General features: G+C 72.7%; 13 protein-coding genes. 8 read left to right on the top strand and 5 right to left on the bottom strand.

The annotated features are described in order from the left end of the window. Window positions 1–118: 118 nt before the first annotated feature. Window positions 119–5,002: a DNA repair ATPase gene (locus AZE13_RS12565; RefSeq protein ID WP_066930474.1), complete on the top strand. Its 4,884-nt coding sequence runs from the start codon at window positions 119–121 to the stop codon at window positions 5,000–5,002. Between the two features lie 75 nt (window positions 5,003–5,077). Then, complete coding sequence (locus tag AZE13_RS12570; RefSeq protein WP_066930643.1) at window positions 5,078–5,539, top strand: CBS domain-containing protein; 462 nt, start codon at window positions 5,078–5,080, stop codon at window positions 5,537–5,539. A gap of 39 nt (window positions 5,540–5,578) precedes the next feature. Here AZE13_RS12570 and AZE13_RS12575 read toward each other — a convergent pair whose 3' ends face one another. Then, window positions 5,579–5,887: an SHOCT domain-containing protein gene (locus AZE13_RS12575; RefSeq protein ID WP_066930475.1), complete on the bottom strand. Its 309-nt coding sequence runs from the start codon at window positions 5,885–5,887 to the stop codon at window positions 5,579–5,581. Between the two features lie 291 nt (window positions 5,888–6,178). Between AZE13_RS12575 and AZE13_RS12580 the strand changes: the two genes are divergently transcribed. Genes AZE13_RS12580 through AZE13_RS12590 form a run of 3 tightly spaced genes read left to right on the top strand, consistent with a single transcriptional unit; the run spans window position 6,179 to window position 8,737 of the window. Then, window positions 6,179–7,141: a universal stress protein gene (locus tag AZE13_RS12580; protein WP_066930476.1), complete on the top strand. Its 963-nt coding sequence runs from the start codon at window positions 6,179–6,181 to the stop codon at window positions 7,139–7,141. A 41-nt stretch (window positions 7,142–7,182) separates the two neighbouring features. Further along, window positions 7,183–7,839, top strand: coding sequence for a CBS domain-containing protein (locus tag AZE13_RS12585; RefSeq protein WP_066930479.1), 657 nt, complete (start codon window positions 7,183–7,185; stop codon window positions 7,837–7,839). Window positions 7,840–7,849: 10 nt separating this feature from the next. Then, on the top strand, window positions 7,850–8,737 hold the full coding sequence (locus AZE13_RS12590) for a universal stress protein (RefSeq protein WP_147264650.1): 888 nt from the start codon (window positions 7,850–7,852) through the stop codon (window positions 8,735–8,737). A gap of 42 nt (window positions 8,738–8,779) precedes the next feature. Here AZE13_RS12590 and AZE13_RS12595 read toward each other — a convergent pair whose 3' ends face one another. Together AZE13_RS12595 and ctaD are read right to left on the bottom strand one after the other, a co-directional pair. Further along, window positions 8,780–9,100 (bottom strand): hypothetical protein, encoded by a 321-nt coding sequence (locus AZE13_RS12595; protein ID WP_066930481.1) that lies wholly within the window; start codon window positions 9,098–9,100, stop codon window positions 8,780–8,782. Window positions 9,101–9,116: 16 nt separating this feature from the next. Further along, on the bottom strand, window positions 9,117–10,664 hold the full coding sequence (gene ctaD, locus AZE13_RS12600; protein ID WP_398780143.1) for a cytochrome c oxidase subunit I: 1,548 nt from the start codon (window positions 10,662–10,664) through the stop codon (window positions 9,117–9,119). Between the two features lie 571 nt (window positions 10,665–11,235). Between ctaD and AZE13_RS12605 the strand changes: the two genes are divergently transcribed. Then, entirely contained in the window at window positions 11,236–12,825 is a 1,590-nt protein-coding gene (locus tag AZE13_RS12605; protein WP_066930482.1) for a GAF domain-containing sensor histidine kinase, read from the top strand. A 92-nt stretch (window positions 12,826–12,917) separates the two neighbouring features. Here the strand turns inward: AZE13_RS12605 and AZE13_RS12610 are convergent, their stop codons facing one another. After that, complete coding sequence (locus tag AZE13_RS12610; protein WP_066930483.1) at window positions 12,918–13,631, bottom strand: response regulator; 714 nt, start codon at window positions 13,629–13,631, stop codon at window positions 12,918–12,920. A gap of 29 nt (window positions 13,632–13,660) precedes the next feature. Then, window positions 13,661–14,239 (bottom strand): hypothetical protein, encoded by a 579-nt coding sequence (locus tag AZE13_RS12615; protein WP_258527763.1) that lies wholly within the window; start codon window positions 14,237–14,239, stop codon window positions 13,661–13,663. 218 nt (window positions 14,240–14,457) lie between these two features. Between AZE13_RS12615 and AZE13_RS12620 the strand changes: the two genes are divergently transcribed. Both AZE13_RS12620 and AZE13_RS12625 read left to right on the top strand, forming a co-directional pair. Beyond that, entirely contained in the window at window positions 14,458–14,862 is a 405-nt protein-coding gene (locus tag AZE13_RS12620; RefSeq protein ID WP_066930484.1) for a pyridoxamine 5'-phosphate oxidase family protein, read from the top strand. 131 nt (window positions 14,863–14,993) lie between these two features. After that, the gene (locus AZE13_RS12625) at window positions 14,994–17,213 is read left to right on the top strand and encodes an NADP-dependent isocitrate dehydrogenase (protein ID WP_066930485.1); all 2,220 of its coding nucleotides are present in this window, start codon (window positions 14,994–14,996) and stop codon (window positions 17,211–17,213) included. Window positions 17,214–17,259 lie beyond the last annotated feature (46 nt).

Raw genomic sequence — 17,259 nt, forward strand, 5'->3', positions numbered from 1 at the left:
GTGCGCAGGCCTGACCGAAACGGTTGCGCGCAGGCCTGACAGACCCGCGGTCCGGAGCCGCCGCACAGGGGACGGCGGCTCCGGACCGTGCTTTTCCTGACTTCCTGAGAGGGACCCCATGACCACCGGCACCGGCCCGGACACCGGCACGTACGAGGTGCTGCGCGACCGGCTCACCGCGCAGACCGCCGAACTCGCCCGCCGTGCGGAGGCACTCAACGCCCGCCGCACCGAGGAGTTCGGCTCGGCCCGGCTCGAACTGGCCGGCACCGAGCGGCTGCGCACCGAGCGCGGCTGCGTGCCCCGGGACATCGTGGCCGTCGGTGAGGTGCTGCTCCTCGGCTCCCACGCGTTCCCCGGGAACCGGGCCGAGACCACCGTGGGCGACGTCTTCGCGCTGTACGACCGTGATCTTCACCCGCTGCCCGACGACGCCGTGCCCGGTCTGCTCGACGACCCCGCCTTCGTCCGGGAGTTCGCGGCCCTGCACCGCTACTACCGCCAGGCCCACCTGCTGCAGCTGCGGCGCGTCGACGGCAGGATGCTCGCCGTCTTCCGGACCGGCGAGAAGGCGGACGACATCCGCGTCCTGCGCTGGGAGCTGTCCGAGGACGGCCGGGCGGAGTTCCTCGACGCGCGCGGCGACCGCGACCATGCCTTCCCGCCCTCCCACGACGTCGAGTGGACCCCGACGACCCGTGAGGACCATGTCCTCGGCCGCCACCCGCATGTCTCCATCGGCGGCGAGGTCTTCGTCGGGACGGCCGGCGGCACTCTCACCGTCAAGACCGAGGACGACACGGAGACGGGGGAGGGGATCCACTCCGAGCCGGTCGACGAGCCGCTGCAGTCGCTCGCCGACGCGGAGATCGCCTATGCGCGGGTGGGTGCCCTGATCCTGCTGCGGGTCCGCCCCTACAAGGAGGACACCGACCGCCACCTGGTCTTCCACACGCTCACCAGGACGGTCGTCCGCCTCGACGGCATCGGCCAGGCCTGCCGCCGGCTGCCCGAGGACCAGGGCATCGTCTTCCCTGGCGGATACTGCCTGGCCACCGGCGCACACAAGACGTTCGACGGCGTCGACACCGCCGACCTGGAGTTCGAGCGCGTCGTCCGCTCCCCGAACGGCGAGGACGTCCTGTTCGCCTTCCACGCGCGTGTGGCGGGCCGGAGCCTGCTGCTGCCGTACAACATGATCCGCAAGGAGGTCGCCACCCCCCTGTCCTGCCACGGCTGGGCGCTGTGCGACGACGGCGCGCTCGTCGTGCTGCGCGGGGACCCCGCGGGAACCGGCGCCGAGCCGCAGCGCGTCCACCCCGTCCAGCGGTGGAACTCCCCATACGTCTCCGACCTGTACGCCGCCGCCCGGCCCGTCGGTACCGGCGCCCTGGCCCGCGTCGGCAACGCCGACCTCGTCCGCGGTATCTCCGACTGCCTGTCCCTCACGAGCGCGGCGGCCGGGACGGCACCGACGAGCCAGATGTACCAGGCGCTGGTCGCCGCGTGTGTCCGGGCCGCCGACTCCTACCACTGGCTGGGCGACGCCGAACTCGGTGACCTGCTGGAGCCGCTCACGCAGGTGCGGGTCACCGCGGAACAGGTCCTCGCCGAGTTCGAGAACGTCCAGTCCCTCACCCGGCAGGCCGCCGACGCGCTCGCCGAGGCCGGCGCGCGGGTCGCCGCGGTCGTCCGCCGGCTGCGCGGCGAGGCCCCGCGCAGCGCCACCGCCTGGGTCACCGGACTGACCGAACTCCGGCACGCCCAGGGCCACCTGCTCCCCCTCAAGGACCTGCGGTACGCGGACACCGCCGGTATCGACGAGCTGGCCGCCGACGTCGAGTCCGACCTCGCCACCTTCGGCAGGCGTGCCGTCGAGCACCTCGCCCGCGAGGACGCCTTCGCCGGGTACCGGACGGACGTCGAGCGGCTCGTCACCGACGCCGGGGAGATCGCCACCGTCGCCGAGGCCGCGTCCGTCGCCGCCCGCATCGACGAACTCACCGACGGTCTGCGCACGGTGACCGAAGTGGTCGCCGGGCTCGACATCGGCGACGCCACCGTCCGTACCTCCGTCCTGGAGCGGATCGCGGAGGTCCTCGGCGGCGCCAACCGCGCCCGCGCCACCCTCGACGCCCGCCGCCGCGCCCTCCTCGACTCCGAGGGACGGGCCGAGTTCGCCGCCGAGTTCGCCCTGCTCGGCCAGTCCGTCACCGGTGCGCTGGCCGCCGCCGACAGCCCCGAGGCGTGCGACGAGCAGCTGGCCCGCACGCTGGTGCAGATCGAGAACCTGGAGTCCCGGTTCGCCGAGTTCGACGACTTCCTCGGCGAGCTCGCGGACAAGCGTGACGAGGTCCACGAGGCGTTCTCGGCGCGCAAACAGACCCTCGCCGACGCCCGTTCCCGGCGCGCCGAACGGCTCGCCGACTCGGCGGCCCGCGTCCTGGAGACGGTCACCCGCCGCGCCGCCGGCCTCGCCGACGCGGACGCCGTCGCCACGTACTTCACCTCCGACCCGATGCCCGCCAAGGTCCGCCGCGTCGCCGACGAACTGCGCGAACTCGGGGACCAGGTAAGGGCGGAGGAGCTGGACGGCCGCCTCAAGGCCGCCCGCCAGGAGGCCGTCCGCGCCCTGCGCGACCGCACCGACCTCTACGCCGACGACGGCCGGACGATCCGCCTGGGCACCCACCGCTTCGCCGTCAACACCCAGCCGCTGGAGCTGACCCTGGTCCCGCACGGCGACGGCCTCGCCTTCGCCCTGACCGGCACGGACTACCGCGCCCCGGTGACGGACCCCGACTTCGCGGCCACCCGCCCGTACTGGGACCGCCTGCTGCCCTCCGAGTCCCCGGACGTCTACCGCGCCGAGCACCTGGCCGCCCGGCTGCTGGACGAGCACGGCCCGGCGGCCCTGGCGGCGGCCGATGACCTCCCTGCCCTGGTCCGGCAGGCCGCGGAGGCGGCGTACGACGAGGGGTACGAGCGGGGCGTACACGACCACGACGCGGCCCTGATCCTCGCCGCACTGCTCCGCCTGTCCGCGCAGGCGGGCCCGCTGTGCCACGAGCCCGCCGCCCGGGCCGCCGCCCAGCTGTTCTGGGCGCACGGCACGACGGCCGGGGAGCGCGAGAGCTGGACCCGGCGCGCGGTGTCCATGGCCCGGGCCCGGCACACCTTCGGGCTGACCCCCGCGATCGACGATCTGCGGGCGGAGCTGGCGGAGGCGATCGGCGGAGCGGCCGCCGGCGACGCCGCCGCGTACCTCTTCGAAGAGCTGACCAGCGGCCCCGACGGCTTCGTGCTCAGCGCCGGTGCCCGCACGCTGCTCGACACGTTCCGCCGTACCGTGGGCACGTCGGCGTACGACGACGACCTCGCCGCCCTCGGTGAACTCGCCGCCCGCAAGCAGCTCGTCGAGGCGTGGCTGTCGTCGTACACCTCCGCCACCGGCACCGGAACCGCCCCCGGAGACCTCGCCGAGGCGGTGGCCGCCGAGCTGTGCCCGGAGCTGGTCCGCTACGGCTCCGACGCCCCGCTCGCCGAGACCGTCGAGGGGCTGCTCGGCACGCACCCGCGCCTCAGCGGCCGTACGCTCGGCATCCGGGTCGACGAACTCCTGGCCCGCACCCGGCGCTTCCGTGCGCAGGAGGTTCCCGCCCACCGCGCCTACCAGCGCCGCCGTACGGCGCTGGTGGCCGCCGAGCGCTCCCGGATCCGGCTGGACGAGTACCGGCCGCGGGTGATGCCGTCGTTCGTGCGGAGCAAGCTGATCGACGAGGTGTACCTGCCGCTGGTCGGCGACAGCCTCGCCAAGCAGCTCGGCACCACGGGCGAGGCCAGGCGCACCGACAGCGGCGGCCTGCTCCTGCTCATCTCCCCGCCCGGCTACGGCAAGACGACGCTCATGGAGTACGTCGCCGACCGGCTCGGCCTGATCCTGGTCAAGGTCAACGGCCCGGCGCTGGGCCACGCCGTGACGTCCCTCGACCCCGCCGAGGCCCCGAACGCCACCGCCCGGCAGGAGGTCGAGAAGATCAACTTCGCGCTGGAAACGGGCAACAACACCCTCCTCTACCTCGACGACATCCAGCACACCTCGCCCGAGCTGCTGCAGAAGTTCATTCCGCTGTGCGACGCCACGCGCCGCATCGAGGGGGTGCGGGACGGCGAGCCGCGCACCTACGACCTGCGCGGCAAGCGGTTCGCGGTCTGCATGGCCGGCAACCCCTACACCGAGTCCGGCAGCCGCTTCCGCGTCCCCGACATGCTCGCCAACCGCGCCGACGTGTGGAACCTCGGTGAGGTGCTGACCGGCAAGGAGGACGCGTTCGCGCTCAGCTTCGTCGAGAACTCCCTCGCCGCGAACCCGGTCCTGGCGCCGCTCGCCGGCCGCGACCGCGCCGACCTCGACCTGTTGCTCCGCCTCGCCGAGGGCGACTCCACGGCCCGCGCCGACCGGCTCACCCACCCCTACACGCCGGCCGAGCTGGAGCGGATCGTGGCCGTGCTGCGCCACCTGCTCACGGCCCGCGAGACGGTCCTGGCGGTCAATACGGCCTATATCGCCTCGGCGGCCCAGTCCGATGCCAGCCGCACCGAGCCGCCCTTCCGGCTCCAGGGCTCGTACCGCAACATGAACAAGATCGCTCAGCGCATCCAGCCGGTGATGAACGCCACCGAACTGGCCGCCGTCATCGACGACCACTACACGGCCGAGGCCCAGACCCTCACCACCGGCGCCGAGGCCAACCTGCTGAAGCTGGCCGAGCTGCGGGGCACGCTGGCGGGCGAACAGGCGGCGCGCTGGGCCGAGGTGAAGGCGTCGTACGCGCGCGCCCAGGCCCTCGGCGGCAGCGAGAGCGACCCGGGGACCCGCACGGTCGCCGCCCTCGGCCGGCTCACCGACCGCATCGCCGCGGTCGAATCCGCGATCACCCGCGCCACCGATCCCGATCGGCTCCCGCCCAACCCCTCCGCCCGGCACGCCGCCCGACTGTAAGGTGCCCAGGGCCGTCCCGGCGCCGTGACCGCGGCGCCGAAGACGGGCACCGTACAGGGGAGACAGGAGCCGATCGTGCGCGCACGTGACCTGGCAGTGGAGTACGAGACCGTCGGCCTCGACAGTGAGGCCCTGGCCGCGGCCCGGCTGATGGCCGAACACCGGCTGCCCGGCCTGCTGGTGGTGGACGAGCAGGGCGCGCCGGCGGCGATCCTGCCCGCCTCCCAGATGATCAAGGCCCTGGTGCCCGGCTATGTCGTGGAGGACCCGACCCTGGCGGCCGTGGTGGACGAGCGCCACGCCGACCGGCTGTGCCAGGCGCTGGAGGGCCGCACCGTACGCGACTGTCTGTCGAAGTCGGCCGCCAGGCCACCGGTCGCGGCGCCCGACGACACGGCGCTGGAGGTCGCGGCGCTGATGGCGGAGGTGCGCAGTCCGCTGGTGGCGGTCGTGGACCGGGACCGGACCGGCGTGCGCCTGCTCGGCGTGATCACCGCCGTCCACCTGCTGGAACGGCTGCTGCTCGCCGCGTCCTGACCCGACGGACGACCGTCACCCGGACGTAAACGCCGGACTTCACCCGGCCGTACCGGGCGGTGCGCCACGGAGCGCGGCCAGGCGCCGGTGGTACTCCTCCTCGTCGATCTCGCCGCGGGCGAACCGCTCGGCGAGGATCTGCTCGGCGCTGGCCCGGACCGTGCCCGGCGCGCCGGGCGGGGCGGGACGCTCCCAGAAGGCGGCCGAGCCGCCGCGGCTGAACGCGCGCACGAGCAGGAGCACGACCAGCACGATCAGCGCCAGGAACAGCAGCATGCTGACCGACATGGCGAACCAGCCCCACCCACTGTGGCCGTAGCCGTCCCAACGGCCGTCCCAGAACATCATCGGGTGTCACCCCCAAGGGCTTCCGTCGCGGACCTGTCGCCCGCAGGGCACCTCATGAGCGAGGCCCCTACTCGCATGGTCCCTCCGGCCGCAGCGCTTCGCGAAGGGACGCGGGGACAGGCGCGGAGGATCCCTGTGCGGTGGCGGGCCGGACCGTCCGCGCACAGCGGGGCGGACCGCCGTGGCGCGGCCCTGCGATGTGGGTGACGATGGGTGAAGTGGCGGTGCCGGACGCCCCCGGAACCGCCGGACGGCCATGGAGAGATCCGAAGGACAGCCGTGGAGCCAGCCATGGAGCCAGGAGTCATCACCGTAGGGCTCGACGGCGCGCCGGAGAGCCTGGCCGCCGCGCAGTGGGCCGCAGACGAGGCGGACCGGCGGCATGCCACGCTGCGCCTGCTGCACGCCTGGATCCTGCTGGCCGCCGAGGCGCCCGACACACCTCCCGAGCGGGACCAGAACGCCGGTGCCCGGCGGATCGTGCGCGAGGCGCGGGAAGCGGTGCGGGAACGCCACCCGCATCTGACGATCATCGAGGACCTGGTCGGCGACGAGGCCGAGCCGGCACTGCTGCGCGCGGCGGACGAGTCGCTGATGCTGGTGCTCGGCTCACGGGCGCTGGGGATGCTGCAGAGCTACGCGTTCGGCGACACCAGCCTGGACGTCGTGGGCCGAGCCGAGGGGCCGGTCGTCCTCGTCCGGGAAGGCGCCGAAGCCGCGGGAGCACCACGGCCGGGCCGGGAATCCGCGGGTGCACGACCGGGCGAGGAGGCCGCGGGCGGCCCGCCGCCGGGCACCGGGCCGGGGGTCGCCGAGCCGGGCGTCGCCGAGCCGGGGGTCGTCGTCGGGGTGAGCCTGAACGGCCCCTGTGAACGCCTGCTGGCGTTCGCCTTCGACGCCGCGCGGAGCCGCGGCCGTCCGCTGCGGGCCGTGCACGGCCGCGCGCTTCCGGTGTACGCCTACGCCCCGTGGGGACCCGACCCCGATGTCACGGCGGACATCGTCCAGGCGGCGGACGCCGAGCTGCGGGCCGTCGTCGAGCCGTGGCAGGAGCGGTTCCCGGACGTTCCGGTGCAGCTGACCGTGCTGCCGGAGAGCCCGACGCGGGCGATCATCCAGACGGCCGCCGGAGCCGAACTCGTGGCGGTCGGCCGCAGACGGCAGCGGCCCCTGCTCGCACCACGCGTCGGCCCGGTCGCACATGCCGCCATCCACCATGTGACCTGCCCGGTGGCCGTGGTCCCGCACGACTGAGTGGTCCGAGATGAGGCACTGCAGATGATGAGGCACGGCAGATGAGGCACCGCAGCGTCGCCGATCTGATGACGCCCAACGCCGTCGTCGTCCAACGGGGCACCTCGTTCCGGGAGATCGCGCGCCTGCTGGAGGAGTACGACATCACCGCCGTCCCGGTGATCGACGAGGGCGAACGGCCGGTGGGAGTCGTCTCCGAAGCGGATCTGCTGCGCAGGCATATCGAGAAGATGGGTCCGGCCACCGCCGAAGCGCTCATGACCAGTCCGGCCGTGGTGGCGCACCCCGAGTGGAGCGTGGTGCGGGCGGCCCGGACCATGGACGAGAAGAAGGTCAAGCGCCTGCCCGTGGTGGACGGGGCCGGCCGGCTGATCGGTGTGATCAGCCGCAGTGACCTCATCCAGCTGTTCCTGCGGCGCGACCGGGCGATCCAGGAGGAGATTCTGGAAGACGTACTGACCCGCACGCTGGGTGTGCCACCGTCCGCCGTCACCGTCGAGGTCACCGACGGCATGGTGACGCTGAGCGGCGCCATCCGGCGCCGAAGCCTCATCCCGGTCGCCGTGCGGCTGTGCGAGAGCGTGGACGGCGTGGTGGAGGTCCTCGACCGGCTCACGTTCGAAGAGGACGACACGGCCGCACAGCCGGGGCGGCCGGCGGCCGGGCCGGCCCCGAGTACCCCGGATCTGTTCCCGTGAGGAGCGGCCCGTGACAAGAGGGAGCATGCACAGCCAGGATGTGAACGGACAGGTGGTCGTGGGAGTGGCCCGCTCGACGACGGCCCGCGCGGCGGTGGACTGGGCGGCCGACGCCGCGGCCCGGCACGGATGGCCGCTCTGCCTGGTCCATGCCCAGGAGTGGCCCGCCGGAGCGGCCCCGAAGGACCGGCGTGACGCGTCCGACCAGGCATGGGCGTCCCATTTCCGGGCCGCCGGGCAGTCGGTGCTCGACGACCTCCGGGACGCGACGGCGGAGCGGCTGCCCGGACTGCCGATCACCACTCGCCTGCTCGACGGCCGCCCGACGGCCGTGCTGCGGGAGGTGGCCGAGGAGGCGTCCCTGCTGGTCGTCGGGGGGCATCGGGCATCCGGGCCGGGCGAGGCCCTCACCTTCGGTACGACCGGGCCGGCGCTCGTCGGACACCCTCCCTGCCCCCTCGTGATCGTGCTGCATCCGGCATCCGGGTTCGACCCGTCCGGGCCGGTCATGGTGGGGCTGGACGGTTCCGCGGCCTCGGCCACCGCGCTGGCCTTCGCCATCGCGGAGGCGGCCGCGTGGGACGCCGACCTGCTGGTGGTGCAGGTACGGCGTCCGCACCACGGCGACTGGCCCGAACGTCCGCAGGCGCAGGAGCCCGGCACCGACCTCGCCGCGGCCCTCGCCGGCCTGCGGGAGAAGTACCCGCGGGTCACCGTGGCGCAGGAGGTGGCGGTCGGCAACCCGACGGTGCGGCTCGCCGAGCGGGCCGCGGGCGCGCGCTGCCTGGTCGTGGGGTCGCGCGGGGTGGGGGGATTCCGCGGCATGGTGCTCGGTTCGACCAGCCGCGGCCTCTCCCACCTGGCACCCGGGCCCCTCGTGGTCGTTCCGCACCGGTGATCCAACGGACCGGCCCGCGGCCGGGGCCCTGTGCCATGCGCGTCACACGGCCGCCCAGCGGCGGAGTTCCTCCTGTTCGGCCGCCTCCCGCTTGCGGTGGACACGGGCCCGTACGCGGAGGGTGGCCGTGGCCACCGCCCCCACCGCGGCCACGGCGCACGGCACCCACCACGCCGCGTCCGCGAGGAGCGGCAGGGCGAGGGCCGCGAGCGTCGCCCAGCCGGTCAGGCAGCCCGCCGCGGCGGTGCGGAGGGAGACCGGGCGGTCGTCGCCCGCCCGCAGGTCCGCGAGTGCCGGCAGGTACCAGACACAGCCGGACGCGGTCAGCGCCGCGACACCCAGGGCAAGGACGTAAGGGGACATGGTTCCTTCCCGCGCCTCAGCGGTGGGCCGCTTCGGCGGCGATCTCGGGGTGGTGCAGATCGAAGGCCGGTGACTCGGAGCGGATACGCGGCAGAGCGGTGAAGTTGTGCCGGGGAGGCGGGCAGGAGGTGGCCCACTCCAGCGAACGGCCATAGCCCCACGGATCGTCGGTACCGACCCGCTCGCCGTACTTGGCGGTCTTCCAGACGTTGTAGAAGAACGGCAGGAACGACAGGCCCAGGACGAACGACCCGATGGTGGAGAGGGAGTTGAGCAGGGTGAAGCCGTCGGCGGCGAGGTAGTCCGCGTACCGGCGGGGCATGCCCTCGGCGCCCAGCCAGTGCTGCACGAGGAAGGTGAGGTGGAATCCGGCGGTGAGCGTCCAGAACGTGATCTTGCCGAGGCGCTCGTCGAGCAGCTTGCCGGTGAACTTCGGCCACCAGAAGTGGAATCCGGCGAACATGGCGTACACGACGGTGCCGAACAGCGTGTAGTGGAAGTGCGCGACGACGAAGTACGAGTCGGAGACGTGGAAGTCCAGCGGGGGCGCGGCCAGGATGACGCCGGTGAGACCGCCGAAGGTGAAGGTGGTCAGGAAGCCGGTCACCCACAGCATCGGCGTCTCGAAGCTCAGCGACCCCCGCCACATGGTGCCGATCCAGTTGAAGAACTTCACGCCCGTCGGCACCGCGATCAGGAACGTCATGAACGAGAAGAACGGCAGCAGCACCCCGCCCGTGACGTACATGTGGTGCGCCCACACCGTCACCGACAGCCCCGCGATCGAGATCGTCGCCGCGATCAGGCCCATGTAGCCGAACATCGGCTTCCGGGAGAAGACCGGTATGACCTCGGAGACGATCCCGAAGAACGGCAGCGCGAGGACGTAGACCTCGGGGTGGCCGAAGAACCAGAAGAGGTGCTGCCACAGCAGTGCGCCGCCGTTGGCCGCGTCGAAGATGTGCGAGCCGAACTTCCGGTCCATCTCCAGGGCGAACAGCGCGGCGGCCAGGACGGGGAAGACCATCAGGATCAGGACGCCGGTCAGCAGCACGTTCCAGGTGAAGACCGGCATCCGGAACATCGTCATGCCCGGAGCGCGCAGGCAGATGATGGTGGTGATGAAGTTGACCGCGCCCAGGATGCTGCCGAACCCGGACAGCGCCACGCCCATGATCCACATGTCGGCGCCGACGCTCGGTGAGTGCACCGCGTCCGACAGCGGCGCGTACAGGAACCAGCCGAAGTCGGCGGCGCCCTGCGGAGTGAGAAACCCGCCCGCGGCGATCAGCGATCCGAAGAGGAACAGCCAGAACGCCAGCATGTTCAGACGGGGGAAGGCCACATCGGGCGCGCCGATCTGCAGCGGCATCAGCCAGTTGGCGAAACCGGTGAACAGCGGCATCGCGAAGAGCAGCAGCATCACCGAGCCGTGCATCGTGAACGCCTGGTTGAACTGCTCGTTCGACATGATCTGGGTGCCGGGCCGGGCCAGTTCGGCGCGCATCAGCAGCGCCATCAGACCGCCGATGACGAAGAAGACGAACGCGGAGACCAGGTACATCGTCCCGATCTGCTTGTGATCCGTGGTGGTCAGCCACCGCACCCAGGACGACCGTCCGGCCCGTCCGGAGTCCGCACGGCCCACGGGGTGGCCTGCCGCGGCCGCCCTCTGCTGTATTCCTGTCTCGCCCACCGGACGGCGACCTCTCTGTCTGTGCTGTCGAGGACGGACCGGGAAGCGCCATGTGCACGGGGGACTCACGGGAGCTTCCCGGTCGCCGCCCCATGATCGGCGGTGGGGTACCGGGTGCGGATAGGGCCGAACAGGACCCCGGCGGGGCGCGGGTGGGGCCGAAAGGCCCTCCTGCGCGCGGCGGGAGGCGGCTGCCGGCGGCAGGTGACGACGCGGCGCAGTGGCCGGAAGGCGGGGCCACCGGCGGGCCCCTTCCGCAGGTGCCGTACGCTGATGAGCTGTCCACGGACCGGTCCAGGAGCAGACAGCAGCGATGACCGAAGCAGTACCCCCTCCGGCATCACCCTCATCTTCACCCGCAGCCACACCCGCAGCCGCGGCCTCGCCGTGGCCGCGGCTCGACGTACCGGACCGGATACACAGCCTGCTCACCGCCGTGATGAACCTGGGGCGCGGCCTCGAACTCCCCCAGGTACTGCAGGGCATCGTGGAAGCCGCCGTCACCCTCACCGACGCCGAGTACGGGGCCCTGGGAGTGGTCGGCGACGGTCAGCGGCTGTCCCAGTTCCTGCCGGTGGGCATGGCCGACGACCTGGTCGCGCGGATCGGCCAGTCGCCCTGCGGCCATGGCATTCTCGGGGAGCTCATCCGCAACCCCGAGCCGCTGCGGCTGACGGATCTCACCCGGCATCCCAGCAGTTACGGCTTCCCCGAGCACCACCCCCCGATGCGCACCTTCCTCGGTGTGCCCGTGCGCGTCCGCGACGAGGTCTTCGGCAACCTCTACCTCACCGAGAAGCGCGGCGGCGGAGGCTTCGACGCCGATGACGAGAAGGTACTGACCACCCTGTCCATCGCGGCCGGTGTCGCGATCGACAACGCCCGTATGTACCACGAGAGCCGCCGCCGGGAACGCTGGCTCGAAGCGCTCGGCGAGATCACCCGCAGTCTGCTCGCCGGCACCGAGGTGGGCCGGGCGCTCCAGCTGATCGCCCGGCGGGCGATGGAGGTCGCCGACGCGGATCTGGCCGCCGTGCTGCTGCCGGCGGGGGCGGGCGACCGGCTCGTCATGGAGGTGGCGCACGGCCGTGACGCCACCCGCTTCCAGGGGCTGTCCGCTCCCGTGCACGAGTCGCTGGCCGGCCGGGCCGCCCGTACCCGGGAGCCCGTGGTCACCGCGGACATCGGCAAGGAGCCACGGGCGTACCCCCTCGACGGCGAGGAGGTGTACGGGCCCACGGTGGCGGTGCCGCTGCCCCTCGACACCGTGGCCTGCGGTGCGCTGCGGCTGAGCCGCCGGGCCGGCCGCCCGACCTTCGACGACACCGAGGTGACGCTGATCTCCGGCTTCGCCGACCAGGCGGCGATCGCCCTCGAACTCGGCCGCCGCCGCGCCGAGTCGGAGGAGCTGGCCGTCCTGCACGACCGCGACCGCATCGCGCGCGATCTGCACGATCTGGCGATCCAGCGGCTGTTCGCCACGGGCATGACGCTGCAGAGCGCGACCCGCCTGATCGACCGGCCCGATGCCGTCGACCGGGTCTCCCGCGCGGTGGACGACCTGGACTCCACCATCAAGATCATCCGATCGACCATCTTCGAGCTGCGCTCGGCCGGCGACCACCGCGGCGGCACGGGCCTGCGCCGCCGGATGGCCGAGACCGCCCGGCTGGCCGCCCAGTCGCTCGGCTTCACCCCGTCGCTGCGCATCGAAGGGCCGGTGGACTCCAGCGTCCCGGACGAACTGGCCGCACATGTCCTGGCCGTGACCGCCGAGGCCCTGAGCAATACCGCCCGGCACGCGTCGGCCCGCCGGGCGGACGTCGTCCTCGTCGCCGCGGACACCGGCGAGGGCCTCGCCCTCACCGTGACGGACGACGGGGTGGGGATCGGCGCGGCCGAGCACACCGGGGGACTGGCCAATATGCGGTCCCGGGCCGAGCAGCACGGCGGCACACTGACCGTCGAGTCCGCCCCGGAAGGCGGCGGAACCCGCATCCTGTGGCGCGCACCGCTCCCCGCCGACTGAGGGCCCGGCCCTACCGGGAGCCGTGCGGCTAAGGCCCTGTCGTCAATCCCGCCTGCCTCGCCGGGCGGACGACGGGAGTTTGACGACAGGCCCTAGCGCAGCCGCTCGGCGAGCATCGCCGCCTGGATGCGCCGCCCCACGCCCAGCTTGGACAGGATGGACGACACCCGGTTCTTGATCGTCTTCTCCGCCAGGAACAGCCGCTGGGCGATCTGCCGGTTCGTCAGCCCCTCCCCGATCAGGTCCAGGATCTCCAGCTCACGCGGGGACAGCCGCTCCAGTTCGGGCGCACCGGACGGCTCGGGCACCGGCTGCGGCTCGCGCAGCCGCGCCATCACCCGCGCCGCCGTACGAGGGTCGAGCATGGACCGGCCGGTCGCCACCGTACGCACCGCGGCCACCAGGTCGGAGCCGCCGATCTGCTTGAGCACATAGCCCGCGGCCCCCGCCATGATGGCGTCGAACAGCGCCTCGTCGTCGTCGAAGGACGTGAGCATCAGGCAGGCCAGTTCGGGCATCCGGGCGCGCAGCTCCCGGCACACCTCGACCCCGCCGTGATCGCTGCCGTCGCTCGCGCCCTCGCCGAGCCGTACGTCCAGCACGGCCACCTGCGGGCGCGCCGCGGGCACCCGGGCCAGCGCCTCGCGCGCGGTCGCCGCCTCGCCGGTCACGGTGATGTCCGGCTCGGCTTCCAGCAGATCGCGTACGCCCCGGCGCACCACCTCGTGGTCGTCGAGGATGAAGACCCGCACGGGGGCGGCGGGGGCGGCCAGTGTGTGCTGTGTAGCGGCCAGTGTGTGCTGCATAGATGTGTCGCTTCCCACGGGAGAAAAGCCTACGAGCCGGGTCGACCCGGACGGCAGGCCGGTACGGCTGCGCGGGCGGCCCCGGCCGGCCACACCACGTCCACCGGGATGCCGCGGCCACGGGCGAAGGCCACCAAGTGCGCGGTGGCGTCGAGGCCGTTGGAGGGAGAACCGTCCCAGACGGCCAGCAGCCGGCCGCAGGTGGTGATCATCCGCTCGTCGGCCCTGACACAGGCGTCACGGTCGGCCGGATCGTACGCCAGCAGGCGCATATGCTCGGCCAGCGTCAGCAACTCCCCGGCCGCCGGGCGGTCCCGGTGCGGCAGCACCGCGGGCACCGCCCCCTGGGTGGGGAGCAGCACGACCAGTCCGCGGCCCGCCGCGCGCAGCGCGCGCCCGAACACCACCGGCAGCCCGGCGCCGGCCCGTACCAGTCCGTACGCGCCGTCGGCCAGCCGCTCCAGCCGGGCCGGCAGTTCGGCCTGCACCAGCTTCCACGCGTCGGGCGTGAGGTCCCTGTGACCCACCGCCCCCACCGGCGCGATCACCGTTCCGCCCGTTTCCGCGGCATCCGCCACCTCCCGCTCGTCCTCGCCCACGTCCGTCATGAACGGCCCGCCGCGGTATGGCAGGCGCCGGACCCGAAGGATCAGTGAACACAGTTCCGCGGTCCGGCAACAGGGGCCGAACGGCCCCTGGCGACACGCCACCGGGTGTCCTCTACTGAGGCGGCCAGAACCTGCCGCCGGCCCCCGCGCGCCCGCCCGACGCGGACCGGCTTCCCGCCCGACGCGGAGCGGCAGCGCCGTCCGAAGGGATACGAACCATGCCGATGCCCCTCCCGCTGGACGGCACCGAGGCACTGCGGCTGCTGGCCGGCGTCCCGCTCGGCCGGGTCGTCTTCACCCGGCAGGCGCTGCCCGCGATCCGTCCGGTGAACCACATCGTGGACGAGGGCGACATCGTCATCCGCACCCATGCCGACGCGGCGCTGGCCGCGCACACCCGGCAGGCCGATCCGGGCGCCGTCGTCGCCTACGAGGCCGACGCCATCGACCCGGTCGCCCACCTCGGCTGGAGCGTGGTCGTCACCGGCTACGCGTCCCTGATCACCGAGCCCCGTGAGCTGGCCCGTTACGAGCGGCTGCTCCGGCCGTGGGCGGACCACGCCATGGACCGCGCGGTGCGCATCCGCCCCGGCCTGATCACCGGCTTCCGGCTCACCGGCTGACCGGCCCGCCCGCCGCCCCGGGGATCCGTGGCCCGTGTCCCGGGGATCCGGGGCGGGGTCCTGTCGAGAGGGGGGCGTCCACGAGATATCTTGATGTCGAGCAATGTTGCAGACGTGGAGCGGAGCACCCGGTGACTGACTCGACCATCATCTACACGCACACTGACGAGGCACCCGCCCTCGCGACGTATTCCTTCCTGCCGGTGATCCAGGCATACGCGTCGCAGGCCGGCGTCGGCGTCGAGACCCGCGACATCTCCCTGGCCGGGCGCATCATCGCCGGCTTCCCCGAGCGTCTGTCGGCGGAGCAGCGGATCGACGACGCGCTCGCCGAGCTCGGCCGGCTCGCCAAGACCCCCGAGGCCAACATCATCAAGCTGCCGAACATCTCGGCCTCGATCCCGCAGCTGAAGGCCGCGATCGCCGAGCTGCAGGAGCAGGGCTACGCGCTGCCCGACTACCCGGACGACCCGAAGACCGACGAGGAGCGCGACATCCGCGCCCGCTACGACAAGGTCAAGGGCAGCGCCGTCAACCCGGTCCTGCGCGAGGGCAACTCCGACCGCCGCGCCCCCGCGTCGGTCAAGAACTACGCCAAGAACCACCCGCACCGCATGGGCGAGTGGACCGCCGGATCCAAGACCAACGTCGCCACCATGGGCAACGACGACTTCCGCACCACCGAGAAGTCCGCGGTCATTCCCGCCGACGGCACGCTGCGCATCGAGCTCTCCGGTGACGACGGCTCCACCACCGTCCTGCGCGAGTCGGTCCCGGTCCTCGCGGACGAGGTCGTCGACGCCTCCGTCATGCGCGTCGCCGCGCTGCGCGAGTTCCTCGCCGCACAGGTCGCCCGGGCCAAGGCCGAGGGCGTGCTGTTCTCCGTCCACCTCAAGGCCACGATGATGAAGGTCTCCGACCCGATCATCTTCGGCCACGTGGTCCGGGCGTTCTTCCCCAAGACCTTCGCCAAGTACGGCGAGGTGCTCGCCGCCGCCGGCCTGACCCCGAACGACGGTCTCGGCGGCATCTACAAGGGCCTGGAGTCGCTGCCCGAGGGCGCCGAGATCAAGGCCTCCTTCGACGCCGAGCTGGCCGAGGGCCCCGAGCTGGCCATGGTCGACTCCGACCGCGGCATCACCAACCTGCACGTGCCCAGCGACGTCATCGTCGACGCCTCCATGCCGGCCATGATCCGCACCTCCGGCCACATGTGGGGCCCGGACGGCCAGGAGCACGACACCCTCGCGGTCCTCCCGGACAGCAGCTACGCCGGTGTCTACCAGGTCGTCCTCGACGACTGCCGCGCGCACGGCGCCTTCGACCCGTCGACCATGGGCTCGGTGTCCAACGTCGGCCTGATGGCGCAGAAGGCCGAGGAGTACGGCAGCCACGACAAGACCTTCGAGATCCCCACCACGGGCACCGTGCGGGTCCTGAACGAGGCCGGCGACGTCGTCCTGGAGCAGGTCGTCAGCGCCGGCGACATCTTCCGGATGTGCCAGGCCAAGGACGCGCCGATCCGCGACTGGGTCAAGCTCGCCGTCACCCGCGCCCGCGCCACCGGCGCCCCCGCGGTGTTCTGGCTGGACGAGGACCGCGCGCACGACGCCCAGCTGATCAAGAAGGTCAGGGGCTACCTCGCCGAGCACGACACCGAGGGCCTGCAGATCGAGATCATGGCCCCGGTCCACGCGACCAAGTTCTCCCTCGACCGCATCCGCCGCGGCGAGGACACGATCTCGGTCACCGGCAACGTCCTGCGCGACTACCTGACCGACCTCTTCCCGATCCTGGAGCTCGGCACCAGCGCCAAGATGCTCTCGGTCGTCCCGCTGATGGCGGGCGGCGGTCTCTTCGAGACCGGCGCGGGCGGCTCCGCGCCCAAGCACGTCCAGCAGCTGGTCAAGGAGGACTACCTGCGCTGGGACAGCCTCGGCGAGTTCTTCGCGCTGGCGGCCAGCTTCGAGCACCTCGCACAGAAGACCGGCAACGCCGGCGCCCAGGTGCTCGCGGACACCCTCGACCGCGCGACCGGCACCTTCCTCAACGAGAACAAGTCGCCCAGCCGCCGGCTCGGCGGTATCGACAACCGCGGCAGCCACTTCTACCTGGCCCTGTACTGGGCCCAGGAACTGGCGAAGCAGACCGAGGACGCCAAGCTCGCGCAGGCCTTCGCGGGCCTGGCCAAGACGCTCGCCGAGCAGGAGCAGACCATCGTCGACGAGCTGATCGCGGTGCAGGGTTCGCCGGTCGACCTCGGCGGCTACTACCAGCCCGACCCGGCGAAGGCCACGGCGGTCATGCGCCCGTCGAAGACCTTCAACCAGGCCATCGCTGCGCTTGGCTGACCTCCCACGTCTTTGTCTTTCCCGCCGTACCTTCCGTTTCGCCGTG

Origin of the sequence: Streptomyces sp. NBRC 110611 (assembly GCF_001590865.1) — a bacterium.
Classification (GTDB): domain Bacteria; phylum Actinomycetota; class Actinomycetes; order Streptomycetales; family Streptomycetaceae; genus Streptomyces.